The organism is Microcoleus sp. Pol14D4 (genome assembly GCF_036701245.1).
Lineage (GTDB): Bacteria > Cyanobacteriota > Cyanobacteriia > Cyanobacteriales > Microcoleaceae > Microcoleus.
This window is the reverse complement of sequence record NZ_JAUBQM010000002.1, coordinates 35655-56204: the sequence shown is the minus strand read 5'-3', so window position 1 is coordinate 56204 and position 20550 is coordinate 35655. Positions and strand designations below refer to the sequence as shown.

Below are 20550 nucleotides of genomic sequence, written 5' to 3'. Positions count from 1 at the left end.
CGATTTGTAGCCTTCGTCCACTCAGTATCCCCATCGCGCCGCACGCTAGTCCCAGCAGTTATTTTCTTTTCCTATTGTAACTGCGCTTTTGTGTAGATCCCCATCAATTATCCCCTGCCAAAAGCTTACGAATCAGGCTTTTCGGATGTTGAATTTTACAGTCATATTTGTAGGGGTAAGCCGGCCAAATAAAAAATATTGTTGGCATGATACTTAGCCTCAACCAAAATAGACTCTTCCTTAACAAATAATAATCTAAGCTGACGCTTCCATAGGGAGCCGAAAGCAAAAACGAACTAACACTTAAAAACATACATAACAAATACTACAAAAGTTACGGTCAAAGCGTTTAGCCCTTCTCCCCAGTGCGACCAATTTCCCGCAGCAAACTGCCCCGCTAGCCATTTGTAAATTTGCTGATAGCGAAAAACTCGATCGGGAAAATGTGCGATCGTAAATTCGTATCCGCAAACACCGCAACAACTCGGTTTCATGGATAAACCGGGTTGCTAAACACAGACCTTAGTTTAAATCTGTTCTTCCCCTTGATTAAAACGCTGAATTTCGTGATTTTCCTCGATTTGCAAAGTAGCATCATTGGGAATATTGAGGATTCCTGTAAATTAACTTTGGCTTATTTTCCAAGCTTGTTCCTTATTTTTGTGTTCGGCAAGTTCTCGCTGTAAATTGTCAATAATCTGTTGAAACTGAGCGGCTTGTCTCAGCATTTCTTGTTCTGAAAAGTCCAGCAATTGCATCAGAGTAGCCACTTGATATTCCAGTAATTGGGTTTCGCAATTATTGTTATTTGTAAGAAAGGTTGTAGGCTTTTCTGAATATTCAAAAACACTCTTTTCGTCGGGAAGGAACAATGCTGTTTTGACACTAAGTGCCAAATCTTTAAACATTTCAGCCCTGCGTTGGGAAATTTTAACTTTCAGGAACATCACTACCGCAAACAAACTTCCTGACGGCAGAAGTCCCCCAAATCCCAAGACAGACTTGACATTGTAGGGAATAATTAAAGAATTTTGCTCAGGAATAAAGGGGCTGCCTTTTGCCTCTGATACATAAAAAATATTTAATACTGCCGGCTCTAATTGCAGGAACCTTTCTGGCTCACTTCCGAGGAATGTAGGAATGTCTAAACCAAACTGCCGGATTATTTCCGAAATCGCCGGCATTTGAGCCACTAATTTTGTGCTAACTAATGGAATAGCTCTATTTTCTGCTGCTGTGTGCCGAGAATTCCACTGCGGTTCTGTGCCTGCGGCTGCTAGCAGAGTCCAACATTTCATGTCGGCGGCGGGGGAATTGCCCTTCATCAAGCGGCGGGCGGATTGTTGCAATGAGTCTTCTAATTCCCGGTAGGGATGAGTTTTGAACAAACGCACTAAGGCACAGCTATTTTCTCCAGTTTGCGAATCGCAAAAATGTTGGTAAATATAGTTAACAATCTTCTGGCTGGTGGCTTCCATACTAGCAGTATTTCTACCTAAGTGGCGCAGGACTAAGCTGCATTTAGCCATGTCTTGCGGGGTAAATAAGGTAATATCGTACATGAAAAAATGCTCTCCAAGAGCTCAAACACTCTTGTTCATTTATCGTTAAGGCCGCTACGGCATCCGGAATCCTACTGAGAGTTTTGAACAAAGTGTTAGTGAAAATATGTATAAAATTAGCCCGCCAAATGCAGCCCTTGTCTGGCAGGATACAGAAATTAAGATTAAAGCAAAAAAAAATCTATTTCCTAGGGTAGGCGACAAGGACAGAAAAGCAGATGTACAATCCTTAAAAAAAAATTTAATGACAACTCTCCTAAAGAAATTAAAGAAACGGAGTTTTTCACCGGATATGCCTCGCGTTTTACAGGGCATTTTCGTAGATAAAAGTCGGTTTCTGGGTAAGCCATATTCACCGAACTCCTAGAAACTCAATCTGCAATTTTTGTGGCGGGCGATCGCACGCCGATCGATCAAAAATTGGTAAAATTTCGGCAGTCTTGGACGCAGAAACCGGGTTTGCTTACAGAGAAAAAACCCGGTTTCCTGGGTATTGGTAAGTAGAGGGTGTGTTCAAAACTTTTAACCACCCTAAACAACTCTATTGAGCTGGTTGAGACTTTGCTTCCAGGGCATCTTTAGCAGACAATCCCTGATCTTGAACGCCAAAATACCACAAACTAGCAGCAGCTTCGGCGCGAGTCACGGCTTTCTTCGGCTGAAACAGAGTAGTAAAACCAAAAACGCGGCGAATATTCGCCAAATCTCCATTGTTAAAATCAGCTAAAACTGCCCGCGATGCCTGGGAATCAATCTTAGAAGCATCTTGAAAACCCCACTTTTCTTTCACTCCGTCAATGTTAGCTGTCGGTAAAACTTGACGACTATCTAAAGGCACTTTCCAGAGAATCATTGTTTCGCGAGTTAAAGGTGCATCGGGGCGAAATTTCACATCTTTACTTTCACCCGAAAGCGAACTCGGAATTACACCGGCTTCTGCTAAACCTTGAATTGCTGAAAAATCCGGGTCTGTTTTGGGTACGTCAGAAAAGGCTGGTTCGCTAGAGTCTACAGCTAATCTAATTTGTTTGGCTTGACGGCTAGCATAAATCTGATTGTTAGCTGCTACTAACCAGCGGGCGTATTCGCGGCGAGTGACAATTTTGTTGGGTTTGGGCAAAGTGCTGGCTGTTTCTAAATTAGCACTTTCTGTCGTTAGCGAAGCGCTCGGAGAGGATCGCACTTTCAGCACTTCCAACTGACTTAAATCAGCTACATACTGCCGCAACTGTTGAGGAATTTGGGTATCTAGTTGGCTAACTTGTGCTGATTTTGGCGAGGCGGATGGCGTTGGAGTAGTTTCCTCTGAATTAGATGGACTTGGTGAAGCGGTTGGAGATGCGCTAGACTCGGAATTGTTAGGTTGGGGACTGGTGGCAATTTCGGGGCTTTCTTTGCTGTAGTCGATCGCAAATTCTGTAGAACCCCCTACTTTCTGAGTAGGAGAAAGCGACACAGTTACCCGTAAATTATCTCGCGTTGCTACCAAAGAACCTTGTCCCTCGGCGGTGGGGCGGCTGACTATTTCCCAGTTGCGACGCCCAAACTCTGTGGAGTAAAAGTTCTGAACCGAATTAACAGGATCAGTGCTTTCCCAGCGCAGCCGCACATTTTTTTGCGACGGATCGGTTTGCCCACCAACTTCTATTAACTCAGCATTAGGATAGAGTGGAATCTCTGTCGGGAAATCGGGAGGAAGTTTGGCGGTAGAGTTTGTCTCTATTGCTGTCGCTGGTGGCGGGGAAGAGAAAACTACTGGGTTTTGTTTTAATGTGGGATCGGCGGCTAATGATTCTTCGAGGGCCTTGCTGTTGGGGCTGTTTGCACAAGCTGTGACAGCAGCCAACAGACACACAGCCAGCCAAGTATTTACAGCAGCGAGTATATTGGTTTTAGATCGACCTGGAGATTTGCCTTGCCGTTGAGTAAATATAATATTCAGCATAAATCGCCCCTTTGCAGATATATTTCTAGGCTAGCGCAGATCGATCGGGCATATATAATTTTTACCCAAATGAAATTTCTGTATTTACTTCTAGTTACTGCTACATTAGTTTCATACCCTGTCAAGTTTGCCCGTCCCGCTGCATCTCAACCAGCCCCGCTGCGGGCAGAAATTCAGACGCCAGAGTGGCAGCCATTTTGCTCGGCGATGGGTCAGTTTGCGATCGATATGCCCGCAAATCCCAAAATTAATTCCGAAACTTTTTCAAATCAAATTATTGCTCATACATACCGATCGAACTTAAAAAACAAAGAAACTTATTTGCTTCAATACTTTGACCTTGATTTTCGGCTGAGGAACAATAATATCAATAATACCAGAATTACTTTAAATAATGCCGTTGATTTTTTCGTCGTGGCAGCGAATGCTAAAGTTTTGCAGGTGCGGGATATTTCCCTCGGAGGCTATCCCGGAAAAGAATTTGAGTTTCAGCCGCTTTCTCCCAGTGAACCCGTAGGTGTAGGTCAAGTTTTTTTGGTGGAAACGCGCGTTTACGGCCTGGTTGCCACTACCCCAGAACCAGAAAGTGCTCAAAAATTTCTAGACTCTTTTCGTTTGTTTTGAAGCAGGAAGTTTGGCAATGAGTAGTGTAGGAAATTTAACATATTTAATGGAGAGAGGTTGAGGGAATAAGTCACAGGTTCCAGGGAATAGAGAAAAATTAGTTGGGATTGGCGATCGAATTTATTAATAAAACTTACGCTTTTCAACTTGTTGTCTAGGAAAAAAGTGACCTGGGCAAAGAAAAATTTCGGCATCAACCGAGTTTCTGAGGAATAATGCGGTCAGAACTCATTAAGTTAAATGTGACTTAAGACCTTATTTTATTTTTTGTACTCTATCTAACGGAATAGATAAATTTTACACCTGTGGAGCGATGTAGATACTTCCTCAAGTTTATATATTTGATATAAGGATTTTTAAATCGCAGAAAGCACAAGCAAAGATGCTCTCTTGCTCCATCTGGCTCCCATCTGGCTCCCATCTGGCTCCCATCTGGCTCAACAAAGTCAAGGAAGTGAAGTCAAGGAAGTCAGGCTCATCGAAAGCTTACCCGGAGGGTATTAACATATTATGAACAAACTAACACCCATTCTCCTCAGCGGCATCCTGTTATTTGGAGCTGCTGCTTGCAGCGAAGGGGCTAAAACTAGCGCTGATGCTCCTAATTCTACCACAGAAAATACCACCAGCCCGCCCCCAGCGGAGACAGTTCAAAAAACTCAGGGTGACGCAACGAGCGATATTCGCAAAAACCAAGCAAATTCTGATATCAGGGCCAGAGAACAGCGCAACAATGTGACGGGTGGCGATGCTATAAGAGCCGATGGCGACCTCCAAAGTGAAGTGCGCTCCAAGTTAGAAGTAAACATCACTAAAGGTCAGCTAACTGTTGATGCAAAAGACGGGGTTGTCACCGTAGGTGGCACAGTTCCCAATCAAACTGATTTAGCTAAAATTGAGCCACTAGCTAAAGAGATTAAGGGTGTTAAACAGGTCAATGTTACCGCTGTTGTCGCCCCCGCTGCATCCGCATCGCCTAGCAGCAATCAATAAATGTGAAGGAAGAAGTCCGAGGAAAAGAAGGGAAAAGGATGTAGTTATCTAGGAGAGAAGTCTGAGGGTAGAGGGTAAAGTTTGGCATTGTAAGATTGCTTTCGGAGCTGATCGCAACGCTTAGGTAACTCTATAGGGAGAGCGTGGTTTTAAGTTAAAGAGTTTAAATTGAAGTTAAAATTCATGAACTCAAAACTCCCGCAAGACCTACACTTTCCCCTTCCTAATTTCCGATTTCCCATCCCGGAGAATTAGTTGGAAACCAGCCTGAAGATAGAGACAGAGGTTATTCCCAGCGACCGATGAAAATTGTTGGGAAAGAATGAATAAATGTGATTGATGGCAGCAAGCAGAGCATAAATTCTGTGGTTGTGAAAAAGTAGTATATTTTGCAGGAGAAAGAAAATGGCTTTAGGTCAACACAAGCGAGCTGTAGGAGCATTTTCTACTTACCGAGATACGGAACTAGCCCTGAAGGAGCTACAAAGTTCCGGGTTTCCGATGAATAAAGTTTCGGTAGTTGGGGAAAATCTCGATCGCAACGAAATTGCGGGCGCTACCGCTGGTAAGGGTACCGACGAGAAAGTGGGCGGTGGTGCCAAAGCAGGCGCGACAGCGGGAGCAGTGACGGGGGGTTTGATTGGGTTACTCGGAAGCATTGGAGCGCTAGCGATTCCGGGAGTGGGTCCGGTGATGGCAGGGGGTGCGATCGCAACTCTGCTGGCAGATACTGTGGTCGGAGGCGCGATTGGGGCTGCAGCAGGCGGTTTGGTCGGCGGTTTGGTCGGCTTGGGAGTTCCCGAAGAAAAAGCTAAAGTTTATAACGATCGCGTCTCGCGCGGAGAATATTTGGTATTCGTAGAAGGAACAGATGCCGAACTTGCCACAGCCGAAGGAATTATGAGCGTGCGGGGCATTCAGGATTGGGGCATTTACGATGTGCCGGCAGACACCGGTCGCAGAGCTTCGGGTCGCCAGAAGCGCGCCGTGGGAGTATTTTCAACCCGCCGCGAAACGGAACACGCACTGGGAGAACTGAGAACTGCCGGTTTCGACATGAATCGGGTTTCGGTCATCGCTAAGGATGCTGACTCGAAAGGAGACATCGCAGGCATTGACGTTCATGACAGCGCGGACAACAAATCCGATGAAGGAGCCACAAAGGGCGCACTCACAGGTGGTACTTTGGGCGGTTTGACAGGCTTGTTGGTAGGTCTGGGCCTAGTGGCAATTCCGGGAATCGGGCCGATTATGCTGGCAGGAGCCTCAGCTACGGCGATCGCCACTACACTTGCCGGTACGGCTTTGGGTGCAGCAGCAGGCGGCTTGATCGGAGCTTTAGTCGGTATGGGAATTCCCGAAGAGGAAGCTAGAGCATACAACGATCGCGTAGCGAGAGGAGATTACTTGGTACTGGTTGACGGCAGCGAAACAGAAGTCGCTCAAGCCGAAAGCATTCTGAGTCGCGGAGGTATTCAACATTGGAACACCTACGACTATCCCAGCGTAGATACTTCTCGGGCTGATTACGGCGCTCCTGGCACTCCCGGTGTTGATACCACGGCTGATATTTACGATCCCAATCAGGGCATCACCGGCCACCGTCGGATTTAATAATAATTCAGACTTTGTTTGGGGATTGTTTCTACTTCCAGCAGGGTAGTCGCACTCCCGGACTCGGATTGTCGAAAGCGATCCAACCAACATCGGCGAGCTAGCGGTTTTACGCTTCGTCGGTAAAATTATCTCAAAAGTCGGCTTTTTATCTGAAAGCCGGCTTTTGTTTTGTTCTGGGAACTTAAAAAAGCCACCTGTCAAAAGTTTAATTTTGATTGGGGTCCCAGTCCGTGAGCTCGGCTTTGCGCCGGAGGATCGATCGGCTCCCTGAATTTTAACAGCAGAAATCCGCAGCGGTTTTTTAGTCTGTAACACTCACTACTGCTCGATTTTAAACCCCGCAGTATTATCAAATTTAATGACCTAAATTACCACAGATATTGCCCAGTTAGTCAAAGAGCGACTATCTTTAATTATGGGTAGCTAATTTCAGCAACTTATACAGGTGAAGTAGCCAGTCCCGCGCGCCGAGTACGGCATGCAGTGGTCGGCAGCTATTAGAATAATATTGTCGTCGCCTTCCCGCAAGACTTAGGCTGGTCATTGCTTGGCTGTAGCAGCCCAATTGCTGTTGGCAAGACCTGCGGCATGAATACAGTTTTTCTGGGAATGCCTCAGAGAAACATTTGAGAAGCCCAGGAACAGCTTTTATGTCCGGGAGCGCGTCTGGTGTCGAGAGTTCTGTAAATTAGAACCGCAAGCGCTCATGGATCGAGAAAACATTAACAGCAAGCACAGCAGCGCGGGAATACGGGAACGACTCGCGATCCATTTTTTCGCGCAATCTCAGGCTCAGCACAGCGTATTGCTTGCTTCGCCGGCGATTCGCTCAGCACTCCGAGGGAAACAGCCTTCCTGTTGGTTTTCACTGGCACGGAGCACAGTGGGGGGAGGTGACACTAGCTGAGCTGGCCTGGTGCTGCCGTCCGGGTTACTCGAAGGTAGAAAGCACTTATTTAGAAGGCATTAGGCGTTGAAGCTCGGATATCTTCTTTCTTGATTGCACTCATAAATTCGATCGCCTGTACTGGCAAATTTTCGGGTGAGAAGGCCGCGCGGATGCCGCCAGCAATAATCCAAATATTCGATCGACCTTGACAAGATCGATCGACAACTTCTCGGTATTTTGGTAAAGAGTTAGCAGGTAATATTTAGTTGTTACCAGTTAGTATAAATACAACTAACCATTAACAACTAACCATTAACAACTAACTAATTACTAGCAAAATAATACTTACAGGACTTACAGGCGGCGAGAAACGCGATTTTTTCATAACTTCCGCGCTAGCCAAACTCAGATTATACCAGAACCCGGTTTATTTTCATAAATTATAACTAAGTGAGCAGGGTGATGGTAGGAATCAAGCAGTTTTGACAATTGTTAATGTGGCAGTATTAGTTTAAAAAACTGACTGGCAAACACGATAGTACAAACTTTCACACAACATAGAACATCGAGAAATTAAGGAAACTCACTCAATTTTTTTATGAATTTCACTGAAATTTTAAGTGCCGATGAACTTTTAATTAGACATAGAAACGGGGAACGAGATTTTCGAGGGACCAACCTCATTGCAGCTCATTTGAGTGAAGCTAATCTCAGTAGAACAAATTTGAGCAGCGCTAATTTGAAAGGTGCTAACTTAATTAGAAGCAAACTGATTGGATCTAATTTAAACGCCGCCGACTTGAGCGGGGCTAATTTGTCTAAGGCGAAATTAATTGAAGCTAATCTGGGGAGTTCTAGTTTAACTGGAACTGTGGCGATCGCCGCAGATTTTAGCGGGGCCAATCTCAGCGGAGCAATACTGTCTCAGGCTGACTTGAGCAAAGCAGTTATGACTGGAGCGAGTTTAGTAGGAGCTTGTTTGCTAAGCGGCTCGAAACTAACTGAGGCTAATTTGAGCGGGGCGACGCTGAGCCGAGCAATTATGAGCGGTGTTGATTTAAGCAGAGCTAATCTGACTAGAGCGATTCTCAGCGAGGTAGATTTGAACGGGGCGAACCTGAGCGGAGCAACTTTAACTAGGGCTTATCTCAATCGCGGAAATCTCAGCGGTGTCAATTTGGTTGGGGCTAGTTTGAGCGAAGCAAGTCTGCGGGAGGCTTCTATTTGCGCTGCTAATTTGAGCGGAGCTGACTTGAGCGGTGCTGACTTACAATCCGCCAATCTAAATGGCTCTAATTTGAGCGGTGCCGATTTGCAGGGAGCTAATTTGAGCAAAGCAAATTTGAATGGTTTGATTCTGCACAATGCTGATTTGAGGGCTGCGAATTTGAACAAAGCTTCTTTGCGGGGAGCTAATTTGAGCGGTGCGAATTTGGCAGGTGCTAGCTTGCTGGAAGCGGATTTGCGGGGGGCGAATTTGAGTCACGCCAATTTATCGGGAGCGGGTTTGCTGCTGAGTTCTCTGACCGGGGCGAATTTGACAGGAACTAATTTGTCGGAGGCTAATTTGATTGGGGCGAGCTTGAATGTTGCTAACTTGAATGAAGCAGCTTTGGGCGGGGCGATTTTGCCCAATGGAGCTACTCACAGCCGGGATTGATGAGTTGACTAACCATAATTAAGTGGCTCAACTTCAAAAAATCGAACACCGAGAAACCCGGTTTATGTAGGGGCTGTGCCAAGAGTGCTGGCCCTTCCTGCTTTCTAGCCTTTTCCATCGCCACGAGCTGATTAAAGCGGTTGGGCTTTAACCGCATTCTACCGAAAGCCGATTTTGGCAGGAAATATCGAACTCAAATCGAACTCAACCCGAACTCGATCGAGGTCAGAGCGCCCCAAAAAACCCTGATATCCTCGCGATCGCCGCTATTTTTGAAATATTTTTGGAATTTACTTGAAAATTTCTAGACACCGTGCTATCGTCAAAAGGTTTGAGACATTGTGAGTTAGAGGTAAAACCCCGCAGAATGAAACAATTGGGAACCCATCTGGTCGCTGATGCTTGGCAGTCTCCTGGAGACCTGCTCAACGATCCTGAACGTATCCGCCGCGCCATACTCGATGCGATCGAAGCCGGAGGAGCTACTCTCATCGATTTGTGCGTACACCAGTTTAGTCCTCACGGAGTGACAGCTACTGCTACTTTGGCAGAGTCTCATATAGCAATCCATACTTGGCCTGAACACGGTTATTTTGCTGCAGACTTATTTTTCTGCGGAGCCGGCGACCCTCACCGAGCCATGAAGGTGCTACAGACAGCTTTGGAAGCTAAACAGGTAAAACTCACTGAGTTTACGCGCGGTTTCGAGCCAGGGGTGGGCATCGTAGGTTCTGCTTGTGAAGAGCAGTATGCGCCTCGTTCAGTAGAAACGAGTGCCGCCCGAGCATGATGGCCAATTAGCGTAACTTTGAATATTTTATGCTAGGTTTTGTTTAAAATCCCACGGCTTGAGCCGTGGGATTCTTGTTGGAATTTACTTTTTCATTAATAAAGGGCGGACAACTAAATAACCTGCGCCGAAAGCTGCAATGACAATCAGAAAAATCGCGATGGCCAACCACAATCCGCTTAAGTCTGAGGTTTTTTTGGGTTGAGATATCACACGGTAAGGAGTTTCCTGCACCTCTGTAAATAATTTTTCTGGAAGTGGCTGCGGCATCGGGGAGCCTTTTGGCTCCGGTTCCGGTAGTGGGAAGGGGAAAGCCACTGTCTGAGGTGGTTGAGGTACCGTAGAGTTAGTCCGCGAGGTGGCAGGTGCTGGGGGCGGAGGTTCAATGCTGAAATTGAATTTGACTGAGGGCATCTGAGGCATCCCTGTCTGGGTGACACTCTGAGCAGAGTTGACTACTTGCTGTAACTGTTGGGATACTTGAACTACTGTTTCTACTTCTCGCCGCAGTTGTTGATTTTGTTGGACTAATTGCTGATTGTGGGTTTTGAGGGAGTCCACCATCGCTTGGGCTGCTTGCAGCTCTGCCGTGACTTCTCGATAGAGGGAAATTGGTACCGATGGAGAGTAACTATTTGAGTTTTCAGGGGAAGTATTGTCAGATAAGGTAGTATTTTGCATAATTGTAGATGGCGAGGGTGAACTTGTTTTAGTTTAGCCTGAGAGTATTTGCAATTAGATCGATCGCAACACAATTCGTCAAGATATTTGTTACAAATATTGAACGTAAATTTAATTTAATGTTACAAGTTATTAGTCAATCGCTATGAACAACTACGCCACCGAACAAAGTATGTCGCAAAAGTCAAGCACCGAGGAAATGAAATACGGCGAACGCCAGATATTGGAAGGGGAGTTAATTACTTTCCCGAATCCGCGAGTCGGGCGGCGCTACTCTATTAACATTACTTTGCCGGAGTTTACTTGCAAGTGTCCGTTTTCTGGCTATCCAGATTTTGCGACAATTCACGTTACTTATGTGCCCGACGAGCGGGTGGTAGAGTTAAAGGCGCTGAAACTGTACGTTAACAGTTATCGCGATCGCTACATTTCTCACGAAGAATCGATCAATCAAATTTTAGACGATTTTGTGGCGGCTTGCGCGCCGCTGGAAGCGACGATTAAGGGAGATTTTTCGCCGCGGGGGAACGTGCACACTGTGATTGAGGTGTCGCACCAGAAGTAGGGTAGGTATTGAGCTGTTGTGGCATTGAGATTTAATTGTGGGGCGGCGTCGAAGCGCACCCCACAAGGGTTTTAAGCAATAAAATTGTTAAAATTAGTAAGTAATTGTAGAGTGCGTCAGGGCAGCCCTCTTAATGTAGTCAAAAATTCCTTCAAACGCTTAAACTCTCGTAGTTGGTAGGGTGTGTACTGCGCGTAGGTTGAGTTTGTTCCCCATCGGAGAGTACCGAGAAACAGGCGTTTCAGCATTTGGATTTTGTAAACCAAAGCTCAGTATAGAAATTTTCATTACTTGAAATTTGAAAACTCGGAAAGTGAAATAGCGGTTTTCTGCTTTTTCTCCGGTTCACATTGACCACCTCAACAAATCTGGCAAGGCGCACCCTACAAACTCAACTAATCTTTTTGATATTTATCGTTGGTGTAAGGTGCGCCTAGCGCACCCTACGGTTAGCTTTGACTTGCAACAGAAGCCGGGGCGATCGTACTTTTTTCCTCTGCTGTTTTCGATTCTGCCAACTTGTCCAAAATCTCCACAACTTCTCTTTCAAAACTTACCTGGGCACGATTCGTGCGCCCGCCGACGTAGAGTTTGCCGTTTTTTTCCAAAGCCCAAATTTGCGAGTGAGACAGATAGCTCATCAGCACGCTGAGCATTAGCAACCCGAAGCCAGTATAAACTATTGGAATTCCTGGATCGGCTTTAATTTGCAATCCCGTACTGCCTACAACTTCGTCAATTGTCAGCATCACTCCGTTAACTTCTACCGCCGTCCCCGCGCGAACTGTAGTTAACAATTTGCCATCCGTACCGTACACTAACATCGTTCCTTGCAAGTCTTTTGCTAGCAGAGAAACTCCCGCACTCAAATCTGGTTTTGTGGGAATCCAAGCACCCCAAATTCGACCTTTACCTTGAGTGTCTAACTGAGCCATTGGCAATTGTAAAACCGGGCTTTTGTTGAGGCGAACTCGCAGGGCGGATATTGCCCAATCTGCTTGATAAAAAGTGACTCCCCGGTATCTGAGGGGCTGGTTAACATGAATGGTTTTGCGATCGACCTCTTGGCCTGTTTTGTCCAAAACTGACAGGTCAGAGTAAAATTGGTCGATGCCACCCTCGGGAGTGTAATCAATCCAAAACCGATTAACTCGCATCGACCAATCCTTCGGTATTTGCGGCCCCGCCCAAGGCCCCGCATCCAGGATATTCTGCACCTGAAATGTTTCACCGCTGGGAACCATTTCTTGACCGAGAAATCCCGTCATCGCGCCCCACATCGACCCAGCTAAAATAATTAGCATACTGGCGTGAACAATAATCGGACCGATTTTACCAATTATTCCCTTGCGAGCATAAACTTTTTCGCCTTCTCGAAATATGCGGTAGTTTTTTTGCTGCAAAAGTTGTTCTAACGAAGTTAAAGAAACTGTTTCTAATTCAGCACTGAGAGCTAATTTTTCAAACTGCTTTGGTTCTTCATAAAATTTCCAGCGGCGGGCGGCTTTTAATGCGGGAAATTGTCGGGTAAATGTACAAGCTGTTAAGCTGCTGCCGAACAAAATTAGGATTGACAAAAACCACCAAGTCCGGTATACGTGGTCTAGTCCTGCAATTAGCACAACTTTCCAAGTTAGAAAGCCGAACAAAGCGGGGTGTTCTGGATAGTTAGATTGGTAAAATGGTACTGATTGACCTTGTTCGATGACAGTGCCAGAAATGCTGAAAAATGCGATCGCCAGCAGCAAGATAATTGCCAGCCGCAAATCTGCTAGCACCGGCAAGATTTCTCGCTTGAAAAACTTTTGAGGGGCTGTCGCCCAGTTTGATTCTGATGTCATCGGTTATTGGTTATTTGTTATTGGTTACTGGTTATTAGTTATTGGTTACTGGTTATTTGTGAGTAACACATAATATCAGATTCCGCTTGAATCTCCCCATTCTTTCTTAGTCCGCGGAGGCGGACTGTGTTTGTGTAGTAGCGGTTTCAACCGCCGCTTCAAGCCGAATAATGTCGATTTTAATTAAGCCGGAAGTATCCGGGAAAGCAGAGAGAAAACGCCAAATCCTACTAGCAAAACGCCGCTAACAGGAGTAATCCAACTCGACCACCGACGTAATTCTAACAACTTTTTAATGCTAGCAGTGAAAGTCCCTGCTATAATCAGCGGAGCGACGTAGCCAGCAGCATAAAACAGCAGCAGCACACCGCCTAAAACTGTATCTCCCGTTTTGGAAACCCAAGCTAAGAGTGTAGCTAAAACAGGCGTGCTGCAGGGAGACGCTACCAAACCAAAAGTTAAGCCCAATAAGTACGATCGCACGCCTGCGGGCAAATCTTTCGGCACCCACCCCACAGCGTCAAAAGACGGCATTTGCAAGGGTAAAGCTTCGAGTAAATTCAGCCCCATTAGAATAGCAATAATGCTGACAAGAATCGGCAAACCCAGGCCAATTTTGCCGTAAACTTGTCCGGCAAAGGATGCTACAATACCTAAACCCGCAAGGGTGGTGGCTAATCCCAGGGAAAACCACGCAGACTGGGCTGCAGCTTGCAGGCGACTTTTTGCTTCGTATCCACCGATGTAGCCGATCGTGATCGGCAACATGGAAAGCATACAGGGCGTTAAGCTCGTTAGCAACCCTGCCAAAAAGATGACTCCGACGCTGACTAAACTGAGGTTTGTCAGTTGAGTGTTTACTAAATTATTAGCAAATTGTGCTAGTTCGTAAAGTTGAGTTTGCAGGGTTTCCATCAGTCGATTTTAGATTTTAGATTTTAGATTTTAGATTTTAGATTTTAGATTGACTCTACAGCAGAGCGATTTTAGACCTTAGATTTTAGATTTTAGATTGACTCCACAGTCGATTTTATATTTTAGAGAGCCTCTACAAATGAATCTGGGAGCTTAAACTAAATATCTAATATTTTTGCTGTTGACGACTCCTGGCGGGGGCTTGTATCCCTAGGCAGGTGCCTTCAGCTTAGGGGCTGTTCGGGCTTTGTTGAAAATTGTAACAGATGCGCGCAGGTTCGGTTTGAGATTTAAGATTTTATTTACTGGTTCGGAGTTAAAAGGTCGATCGCACCCTGGTTTGAATTGATATCTTGACAGCATCCTCAACAAGCTATGGGCAACGGGCGCAGCTTGGGAGTTAAAAGGTCGATCGCACCCTGATTTAAATTGATATCTTGACAGCATCTTCAACAAGCTGTTGGCAACGGGCGCAGCCTATTGCACCAGATAATTCATTGACTGCGAAATCAGCCCTAAAGCCTGTTGTTGAAATTATTCAAGCAGACTTTAATTTTACTCTACTGTAAATTAAAGCCACTTTCTTCATTAATAGACCCGTCCGGCATTATTGCCCCTGCTAGCACCGCACCTCTGAGATTTGCGCCCGTTAAAATAGCGCCTTCTAAATTAGCATTGCTCAAATTTGTGATTTGTTTGGAACCTCGGAAAAAGAAGCTGTGCAAGTCAGCACCTGTTAAATTAGTGTCGGCCAAATTAGCATATTGCAAGTCAGCACCGTGCAGCGTCGCATCCATTAAATTAGCTTGGGTAAGATTGCTTCCCCAAAGCCGAGAATCTAAGACATTAGCATCTTGTAAATTGGCGCGGCTCAGATTTGCCAAAGTCAGATTAGCATCCCACAACTTCGTGCCGTTGAAATTAGCTTCGGTCAAATTGGCTCGACTGAGATCCGTGCCTAAAATATCAGCATTTGCTAAATTAGCGCCGGTGAGGTCTGCGTCAGAAAGATCCGCATTCTTTAAGTTAGCACCGGACAAATTAGCGCCGGACAAATTAGCGCCGGACAAATTGGCTTCTTGGAGATTAGCGCCCCGCAAATCTACAGTGCTCAAATCGCATTGCTTCCACAGAAAGCTGACGCACCAATTATCTTTTAATAGGTGACTCAAATCCTCCGAATTGGCGGCCATCACAGGAGGAGTTAAGTAGAGAGTGAACAGGAAGATCGCCAACAATGCAGCGAAGAAAGTTTTCAACCTCATAACTTTTTTCATTGGCACTAATTTGCGTCATAAATTATTGATGTCTAATCAAAGCATAGCAAATAATCTGCAACTTCCCTCAGCAAGATTACTCAAAAATATTAGTGTAGTGAAAGGTTAATCAGGGTTGGCGCAGGCACAAACTTAACTTAGCTACTCTTAGACGCGCTTTGAGCTAGAAACCCGGTTGATTCACAGATACCTCGCTGCCAAACTAATATTTTTCCTAAAAACCTGGTATAAAATGACCGCAAGTTTGACCGGGATTTGCCAGTGGAATATCGCTACAAAGTAATACTTGCCGCAGGCAGTTGCGATCGCTCCCCCAGGGGCATATCTGCAAACAATCCTGGTATAAACTCCTCAATATGGGAATAAAGAAACCGCTCCTCTAGCCTACAAGCCTTATATTTAAAGGATTCTAGACGGCATTTTTGTTAATTGCGATCGGCATCACTAACTAAGCCCAACTTTCATCACACAACTCAAGCCCCAGCATCACGCACTCTCATCAAACTTATCACGTACCTGAGACTGCGGATATCACTGTTAATAGCTCAGCTATGGAGGAAAATAAGAGCATACAGTTGAACAGCACTTCTCCCATGCCTACTATCCCCCTTTTCCCAACCCAATTAGTTGTCACAACTATTTTCAATTCGATCGAATCTTTGGGATTCACTAATATTGCTGGCGTATTTTCGGGGGAGCAAGCTGAATCCCGACAACAGGCAAATTTAAAAATTAGTACCAAAAAGTTTTACACTCAAGGTTTAAAAAATCTAGAACAACAAGACTTGCACGGCGCTATTAAAAATTTTACTGCCACAATTAACATTAATCCGCAATTCGCGTCAGCTTACCACGATCGCGGTGTGGCACGCTACAAATTAGGCTACAAGCAATCGGCGATCGAAGATTTAACTACAGCCATCGAACTCAATCCTTACCAAGCCAAGTATTACAGCAATCGCGGGTTTATGCTGACTCGTTTAAAAGATTATACTGCGGCGATCGCAGATTACACCTCAGCACTACTGCTCAACCCTAATGTAGCTCAATCTTATTTTAACCGAGGTGCTATCCACCTGCAAATGGAGAATTCCCTGGCAGCACTAGCTGATTTTGAATCAGCAATTCGCCTCGATAGCGATTTTGCTAAAGCTTACTTCAACCGAGGAGTAACTAGATATAAACTGAGAGAGGTTCAGGGAGCATTTGAGGATTTCCAAAAGGCGGCTGAGCTTTTTAAGCAGCAGGGGAGAATGGATTCTTATCAAGAGGCAGTTTCTCAAATTACAAAGCTATGGTGTTAGTTTAATTTCGTAATTATCAATTGGCAATTGCCAATTGATAATCAGGTAATGTGTACCGAAAAGCACCCTACACCTATAATTATTGCCTCAGTCTTGTTAGAGTTAGCCAATACTCAAGGCGGCGTCTCTGGAAGGCAAGCTATCGGCAACGACAGCAGTAGAAAAGTTAATTGTAAAAGCAGCATTTTGAACTGCTGCGGGGGTGGCATTTTGAACGACAGCCAAAGTAGCTCCTCCAAATTGAATGAGTGTGTTGCTGCCTGATTGGGTGAAGGAGGTGTTGGATAAACCGCTGGTTAAGCCAATACGATCGCCATCTCCCGGCCTAAAATCAAGAATTATATCGCTCGACCCATCCAACTCCAGATTTTCACCCGTAACCAGAACAAACGTATCAGTACCGCCACCGCCGGTCAGAGTATCACTGCCAACATCGCCAAGTAAAATATCGTTACCATCGCCCCCGATTAAAACATCGTTTCCTCTGCCGCCTCGCAAAAAGTCATTACCAGCATCGCCATTGAGATTATCGTCGCCGAGATTTCCGTTGATAATATCGTTGCCAACACCGCCGCTAATCGAGTCGTTACCTTTGCCGCCTCGCAAAAAGTCGTCGCCTGCTTCGCCCGTGAGGGTATCGTTGCCTTGGCTGCCATTAATTGCATCATCAGTGGGTGAACCGAGGATGCGATCGTTTGCGCTACCTCCCACTACACCGTTAGGATTTTGCTGAGAGTCTTGGGAAGTGACTTGATAGTTGTTTGGGGTGTTGGCCAATCTGAGGGCCCCCAAAGGCAGATTTACAAAATTGGTACTATTAATTAAATCGTTGAGCACATTAACATCGCTAATGATGCTAGAAACCCGACTGGGGACGATTCCTCCAACGACTTTTGCTGTCGAAATGCGATCGCCCTGCTGCACCGCATTCACCGTTTCAAAACCTTGAATAACGTTGCCAAAAACAGCATAATTACCATCCAAAAATGGCAAATCATCCAAAGCAAAATAAAACTGCGAAGAAGCCGAATCCAAAGCATTAGAACGAGCCATTGCCACGGCCCCGCGATTGTGCCGCAACTGCGGCGTCTGGGTTACAACTTGGTTGTAAACAGGTTGCGCGGCCCCTTGCGGCTTAATTTCCAAAGGAATAAAACGCGCCTGATTGGTATCCGGGTCAATAAAACTACCCGTTCCCAATTGACTTGCTGGAATTGTCGTATCTCTGCTGCGCGGGTCGCCTCCTTGCACCACAAAAGGATCTGGCTGACGCACAACTCGGTGAAACATCACCCCGTCGTAAATGCCGCGTTCAACTAAGTCAACAAAATTTCCTCCAGTAATCGGGGCATTAGTGCCGTCTACTTCGATCGCAACGGGTTGACCGTTAATTACCTGGACTACTATAGCTTTGCCTGTTAACGGGAGTGCAGCGCTCATGGGTAAATTGCTATTTGAGTAAGTGATATTGGGGTTTTAGAAGCAATCCACGAATTGCCCCTACCCATTTAATCAGAAAACTGTAAACTTGTCTTAAGTACAGTTCTACTTCTAAATTTATGATGTCTCGCCGCAAGTTTTTTACCACTTTATTGGCAATTTGTCTAGTTTTTCTAAGTTTCAATTTTGCCACACCTGCATTTGCCCTCGGCGGCAAGCTTCCGACGGTAAATCAACCAGCGCCGGAGTTTTCTTTGCCAACAAACAGCGGCGACGGACAAGTCTCCCTCTCTGATTATCGCGGTAAGTGGCTGGTAGTCTATTTCTATCCGAAAGACTTTACATCGGGTTGTACGATCGAAGCACGTCGATTTCAGCAAGACTTGCCGAAATACTTGGCAAAGAATACTCAAATTATCGGCATTAGCGCGGATGATGTCGATTCTCATGCGGAATTTTGCGATTCCGAAGGTTTGAAATTTCCGCTGTTAGCTGATACCGACGGTAAAGTGAGTAAAGCTTACGGTTCTTGGATGAGTTTTATCTCGGCGCGCCACAGTTTTATTATTGACCCTGAAGGCATTTTGCGGGAAACTTTTGTGAAGATTAATCCGGCGATTCACTCAAAAGAAGTGTTGGCTCGTTTGGGAGAATTGCAGGCTAATGGGTAATACAATTTTAGATTTTAGATTTTAGATTTTAGATTTTAATAATTGGGCATTGTTGATGAAGCTTGTATTTGTACTGAAGACTAAAGTCCTCTGTATTTTCAGAGGACTTTAGTCTTCAGTACAAACGTTATCCCGTTGATTTTACTGGAAATGATGGCTGGTAACGTGACAAGCAATATCAGAGTAAATCTAAAATCTAAAATCGCTTGTGCCGCCATACTCAGTGAGAATTAAACTTGCTATTGACTGCAACAGGCTCGGCAGAAGATTCAGGCTCGTAAAGTTTTCTATTTCTGCTAGCAAGGCGGCGTTCTGGGTCAATTCCCTCGAAGGTTGGCGGCAACCAAACTCGGACTACCAACAACACTCCCAAAACCAGCAAAAATGCACCTGTTGATAATATTTGAACCCAGGGAGTTTCCAGCACTCCCCGCACGATGACTTCTCGCAAAACAGATACTATACACACTTCCACAGCCACCCCTATCGAAACGCGCTGCTCTTGCAAGTAAATAATTAGCAGCCGAAATAATTCCACCAAAACCAATAAAAATAGAATGTCTGCCGTCACTTGCTGAAAATTCAAAGGAGGCAGCAGCGAGAAAAACATTTCTCGCAGCTCGATTACCATGAAACAGAACAAACCAATACACAAAGAAATTACAATTAAATCTTGAACAGTTTCCAGAGCGGTGACTATTAGTTTTAGATTCAACCATTCCGGGGGGTGATTAATCGGGTTATTTGAACGGTTTTGCATAGACTACTCCTGCAATCTGTTTGACTTAGTTACAGCTTAAGTTAATCTGAACTTATCTTTGACAAAAAATAGGTTTAATTTATTTATCACCCTTATAAAAATTCCCTCTGTTGACAATTTCCCACAAACTTTTATTTACTGCGCTGGCGGGTTGACATTTTGCCAAACTTTGTGCTATTTAAAACCTGCTATTAGTAGATTTGACTGGTGAAAAGCAGAACTCAAAATCCTAAACTGCTGCAACTGCTATAAAATAGGAAAATTGTAAAGAATTATTTACCACAGCTTGATAAACTCAAGCTAGTGACTCTCGGCTTTAGTCATACAAAAGCCACCAAGTCAACCGAAAAACCAAAAGTAATCCAGAGAGGATTGAACACCATGGCATTTGAACTCGCACCATTACCCTTCGCCGCTGACGCCCTAGAACCAGCTCATATGTCGGCTGAGACGTTTTCGTTCCACCACGACAAGCACCACGCTGCTTACGTCACCAATCTGAATAAACTGATTGAAGGAACTGAAATGGCGAGCAAATCCCTTGAAGAAATTGTCAAGGAATCTGCTAAAGACCCATCCAAAGCAGGCATTTTTAACAATGCAGGTCAAGTTTGGAACCACAATTTCTTTTGGAATTCCCTCAAACCGGGCGGCGGCGGCACTCCGACAGGAGCTTTAGCTGACAAAATTAACGCTGACTTCGGCAGTTTCGACAAATTCAAAGAAGAATTCAAGACTGCTGCGACAACTCAGTTCGGTAGCGGCTGGGCTTGGCTGGTTTTGGACAACGGCACTTTGAAAGTCACCAAAACTGCTAACGCCGACACCCCGGTTGCACACGGCCAAACTCCGTTGCTGACTTTGGATGTGTGGGAACACGCTTATTATTTGGATTTCCAAAACCGCCGTCCTGACTACATTACTAATTTCTTGGATAATTTGGCTAACTGGGATTTCGCAGCAGCAAATTTGGCTGCGGCTTAGTAGCATCTGAGTTTGAGGACTTTAGTCCTCAC

The 20550-nt window shown here is 45.2% G+C and carries 18 protein-coding genes; 9 read left to right on the top strand and 9 right to left on the bottom strand.

Annotation, left to right across the window (positions count from 1 at the left end; genetic code table 11):
- Positions 1 to 296: 296 nt before the first annotated feature.
- The 3 genes from QUA33_RS01480 to QUA33_RS01470 all read right to left on the bottom strand — a co-directional run bounded on the left by QUA33_RS01480 (position 297) and on the right by QUA33_RS01470 (position 3507).
- Positions 297 to 494, bottom strand: coding sequence for a hypothetical protein (locus QUA33_RS01480; RefSeq protein WP_333145884.1), 198 nt, complete (start codon positions 492 to 494; stop codon positions 297 to 299).
- A gap of 129 nt (positions 495 to 623) precedes the next feature.
- Positions 624 to 1562, bottom strand: a complete 939-nt coding sequence (locus tag QUA33_RS01475) for a histidine kinase (RefSeq protein WP_333145882.1) — start codon at positions 1560 to 1562, stop codon at positions 624 to 626.
- 541 nt (positions 1563 to 2103) lie between these two features.
- Positions 2104 to 3507: an S-layer homology domain-containing protein gene (locus QUA33_RS01470; RefSeq protein ID WP_333145880.1), complete on the bottom strand. Its 1404-nt coding sequence runs from the start codon at positions 3505 to 3507 to the stop codon at positions 2104 to 2106.
- Between the two features lie 69 nt (positions 3508 to 3576).
- On the opposite strand from QUA33_RS01470, the gene QUA33_RS01465 reads away from it, so the two are divergent.
- The 5 genes from QUA33_RS01465 to speD all read left to right on the top strand — a co-directional run bounded on the left by QUA33_RS01465 (position 3577) and on the right by speD (position 10080).
- Complete coding sequence (locus QUA33_RS01465; RefSeq protein WP_333145878.1) at positions 3577 to 4131, top strand: hypothetical protein; 555 nt, start codon at positions 3577 to 3579, stop codon at positions 4129 to 4131.
- A gap of 510 nt (positions 4132 to 4641) precedes the next feature.
- Positions 4642 to 5124: a BON domain-containing protein gene (locus QUA33_RS01460; RefSeq protein WP_333145876.1), complete on the top strand. Its 483-nt coding sequence runs from the start codon at positions 4642 to 4644 to the stop codon at positions 5122 to 5124.
- 405 nt (positions 5125 to 5529) lie between these two features.
- Entirely contained in the window at positions 5530 to 6738 is a 1209-nt protein-coding gene (locus tag QUA33_RS01455) for a histidine kinase (RefSeq protein WP_333145874.1), read from the top strand.
- A gap of 1490 nt (positions 6739 to 8228) precedes the next feature.
- Entirely contained in the window at positions 8229 to 9290 is a 1062-nt protein-coding gene (locus tag QUA33_RS01450; RefSeq protein WP_333098811.1) for a pentapeptide repeat-containing protein, read from the top strand.
- A 367-nt stretch (positions 9291 to 9657) separates the two neighbouring features.
- Positions 9658 to 10080 carry an adenosylmethionine decarboxylase gene (gene speD, locus QUA33_RS01445; RefSeq protein WP_333098812.1) on the top strand — a complete coding sequence of 141 codons (423 nt, stop codon included), beginning with the start codon at positions 9658 to 9660 and terminating at the stop codon, positions 10078 to 10080.
- Positions 10081 to 10164: 84 nt separating this feature from the next.
- Here the strand turns inward: speD and QUA33_RS01440 are convergent, their stop codons facing one another.
- On the bottom strand, positions 10165 to 10761 hold the full coding sequence (locus tag QUA33_RS01440) for a hypothetical protein (protein WP_333145872.1): 597 nt from the start codon (positions 10759 to 10761) through the stop codon (positions 10165 to 10167).
- A 145-nt stretch (positions 10762 to 10906) separates the two neighbouring features.
- On the opposite strand from QUA33_RS01440, the gene queF reads away from it, so the two are divergent.
- Complete coding sequence (queF, locus tag QUA33_RS01435) at positions 10907 to 11326, top strand: preQ(1) synthase (protein ID WP_333145870.1); 420 nt, start codon at positions 10907 to 10909, stop codon at positions 11324 to 11326.
- Positions 11327 to 11775: 449 nt separating this feature from the next.
- Here queF and QUA33_RS01430 read toward each other — a convergent pair whose 3' ends face one another.
- The 3 genes from QUA33_RS01430 to QUA33_RS01420 form a co-directional block, all read right to left on the bottom strand.
- Positions 11776 to 13167, bottom strand: coding sequence for a cytochrome c biogenesis protein (locus QUA33_RS01430; protein ID WP_333145866.1), 1392 nt, complete (start codon positions 13165 to 13167; stop codon positions 11776 to 11778).
- Between the two features lie 183 nt (positions 13168 to 13350).
- Positions 13351 to 14082, bottom strand: coding sequence for a cytochrome c biogenesis protein CcdA (locus tag QUA33_RS01425; protein WP_333233091.1), 732 nt, complete (start codon positions 14080 to 14082; stop codon positions 13351 to 13353).
- A gap of 560 nt (positions 14083 to 14642) precedes the next feature.
- On the bottom strand, positions 14643 to 15359 hold the full coding sequence (locus QUA33_RS01420) for a pentapeptide repeat-containing protein (protein ID WP_333145862.1): 717 nt from the start codon (positions 15357 to 15359) through the stop codon (positions 14643 to 14645).
- A gap of 593 nt (positions 15360 to 15952) precedes the next feature.
- Here QUA33_RS01420 and QUA33_RS01415 point away from each other — a divergent pair.
- Positions 15953 to 16663, top strand: coding sequence for a tetratricopeptide repeat protein (locus QUA33_RS01415; RefSeq protein ID WP_333098818.1), 711 nt, complete (start codon positions 15953 to 15955; stop codon positions 16661 to 16663).
- Between the two features lie 102 nt (positions 16664 to 16765).
- On the opposite strand, the gene QUA33_RS01410 is transcribed toward QUA33_RS01415, so the two are convergent.
- Positions 16766 to 18103, bottom strand: a complete 1338-nt coding sequence (locus QUA33_RS01410; protein ID WP_333098820.1) for a peptidylprolyl isomerase — start codon at positions 18101 to 18103, stop codon at positions 16766 to 16768.
- 119 nt (positions 18104 to 18222) lie between these two features.
- On the opposite strand from QUA33_RS01410, the gene QUA33_RS01405 reads away from it, so the two are divergent.
- The gene (locus tag QUA33_RS01405) at positions 18223 to 18774 is read left to right on the top strand and encodes a peroxiredoxin (RefSeq protein ID WP_333077893.1); all 552 of its coding nucleotides are present in this window, start codon (positions 18223 to 18225) and stop codon (positions 18772 to 18774) included.
- Positions 18775 to 18994: 220 nt separating this feature from the next.
- Here the strand turns inward: QUA33_RS01405 and QUA33_RS01400 are convergent, their stop codons facing one another.
- Complete coding sequence (locus QUA33_RS01400) at positions 18995 to 19534, bottom strand: phosphate-starvation-inducible PsiE family protein (protein WP_333145860.1); 540 nt, start codon at positions 19532 to 19534, stop codon at positions 18995 to 18997.
- 381 nt (positions 19535 to 19915) lie between these two features.
- On the opposite strand from QUA33_RS01400, the gene QUA33_RS01395 reads away from it, so the two are divergent.
- Entirely contained in the window at positions 19916 to 20518 is a 603-nt protein-coding gene (locus tag QUA33_RS01395) for a superoxide dismutase (protein ID WP_333145858.1), read from the top strand.
- The last annotated feature ends 32 nt before the right edge of the window (positions 20519 to 20550 follow it).

What these genes read in the sequence shown, in the direction of transcription:
- QUA33_RS01480 (WP_333145884.1), bottom strand. Translation starts at nt 494, where the DNA reads ATGAAACCGAGTTGTTGCGGTGTTTGCGGATACGAATTTACGATCGCA.
- QUA33_RS01475 (WP_333145882.1), bottom strand. Translation starts at nt 1,562, where the DNA reads ATGTACGATATTACCTTATTTACCCCGCAAGACATGGCTAAATGCAGC.
- QUA33_RS01470 (WP_333145880.1), bottom strand. Translation starts at nt 3,507, where the DNA reads ATGCTGAATATTATATTTACTCAACGGCAAGGCAAATCTCCAGGTCGA.
- QUA33_RS01465 (WP_333145878.1), top strand. Translation starts at nt 3,577, where the DNA reads ATGAAATTTCTGTATTTACTTCTAGTTACTGCTACATTAGTTTCATAC.
- QUA33_RS01460 (WP_333145876.1), top strand. Translation starts at nt 4,642, where the DNA reads ATGAACAAACTAACACCCATTCTCCTCAGCGGCATCCTGTTATTTGGA.
- QUA33_RS01455 (WP_333145874.1), top strand. Translation starts at nt 5,530, where the DNA reads ATGGCTTTAGGTCAACACAAGCGAGCTGTAGGAGCATTTTCTACTTAC.
- QUA33_RS01450 (WP_333098811.1), top strand. Translation starts at nt 8,229, where the DNA reads ATGAATTTCACTGAAATTTTAAGTGCCGATGAACTTTTAATTAGACAT.
- speD (WP_333098812.1), top strand. Translation starts at nt 9,658, where the DNA reads ATGAAACAATTGGGAACCCATCTGGTCGCTGATGCTTGGCAGTCTCCT.
- QUA33_RS01440 (WP_333145872.1), bottom strand. Translation starts at nt 10,761, where the DNA reads ATGCAAAATACTACCTTATCTGACAATACTTCCCCTGAAAACTCAAAT.
- queF (WP_333145870.1), top strand. Translation starts at nt 10,907, where the DNA reads ATGAACAACTACGCCACCGAACAAAGTATGTCGCAAAAGTCAAGCACC.
- QUA33_RS01430 (WP_333145866.1), bottom strand. Translation starts at nt 13,167, where the DNA reads ATGACATCAGAATCAAACTGGGCGACAGCCCCTCAAAAGTTTTTCAAG.
- QUA33_RS01425 (WP_333233091.1), bottom strand. Translation starts at nt 14,082, where the DNA reads ATGGAAACCCTGCAAACTCAACTTTACGAACTAGCACAATTTGCTAAT.
- QUA33_RS01420 (WP_333145862.1), bottom strand. Translation starts at nt 15,359, where the DNA reads ATGAAAAAAGTTATGAGGTTGAAAACTTTCTTCGCTGCATTGTTGGCG.
- QUA33_RS01415 (WP_333098818.1), top strand. Translation starts at nt 15,953, where the DNA reads ATGCCTACTATCCCCCTTTTCCCAACCCAATTAGTTGTCACAACTATT.
- QUA33_RS01410 (WP_333098820.1), bottom strand. Translation starts at nt 18,103, where the DNA reads ATGAGCGCTGCACTCCCGTTAACAGGCAAAGCTATAGTAGTCCAGGTA.
- QUA33_RS01405 (WP_333077893.1), top strand. Translation starts at nt 18,223, where the DNA reads ATGATGTCTCGCCGCAAGTTTTTTACCACTTTATTGGCAATTTGTCTA.
- QUA33_RS01400 (WP_333145860.1), bottom strand. Translation starts at nt 19,534, where the DNA reads ATGCAAAACCGTTCAAATAACCCGATTAATCACCCCCCGGAATGGTTG.
- QUA33_RS01395 (WP_333145858.1), top strand. Translation starts at nt 19,916, where the DNA reads ATGGCATTTGAACTCGCACCATTACCCTTCGCCGCTGACGCCCTAGAA.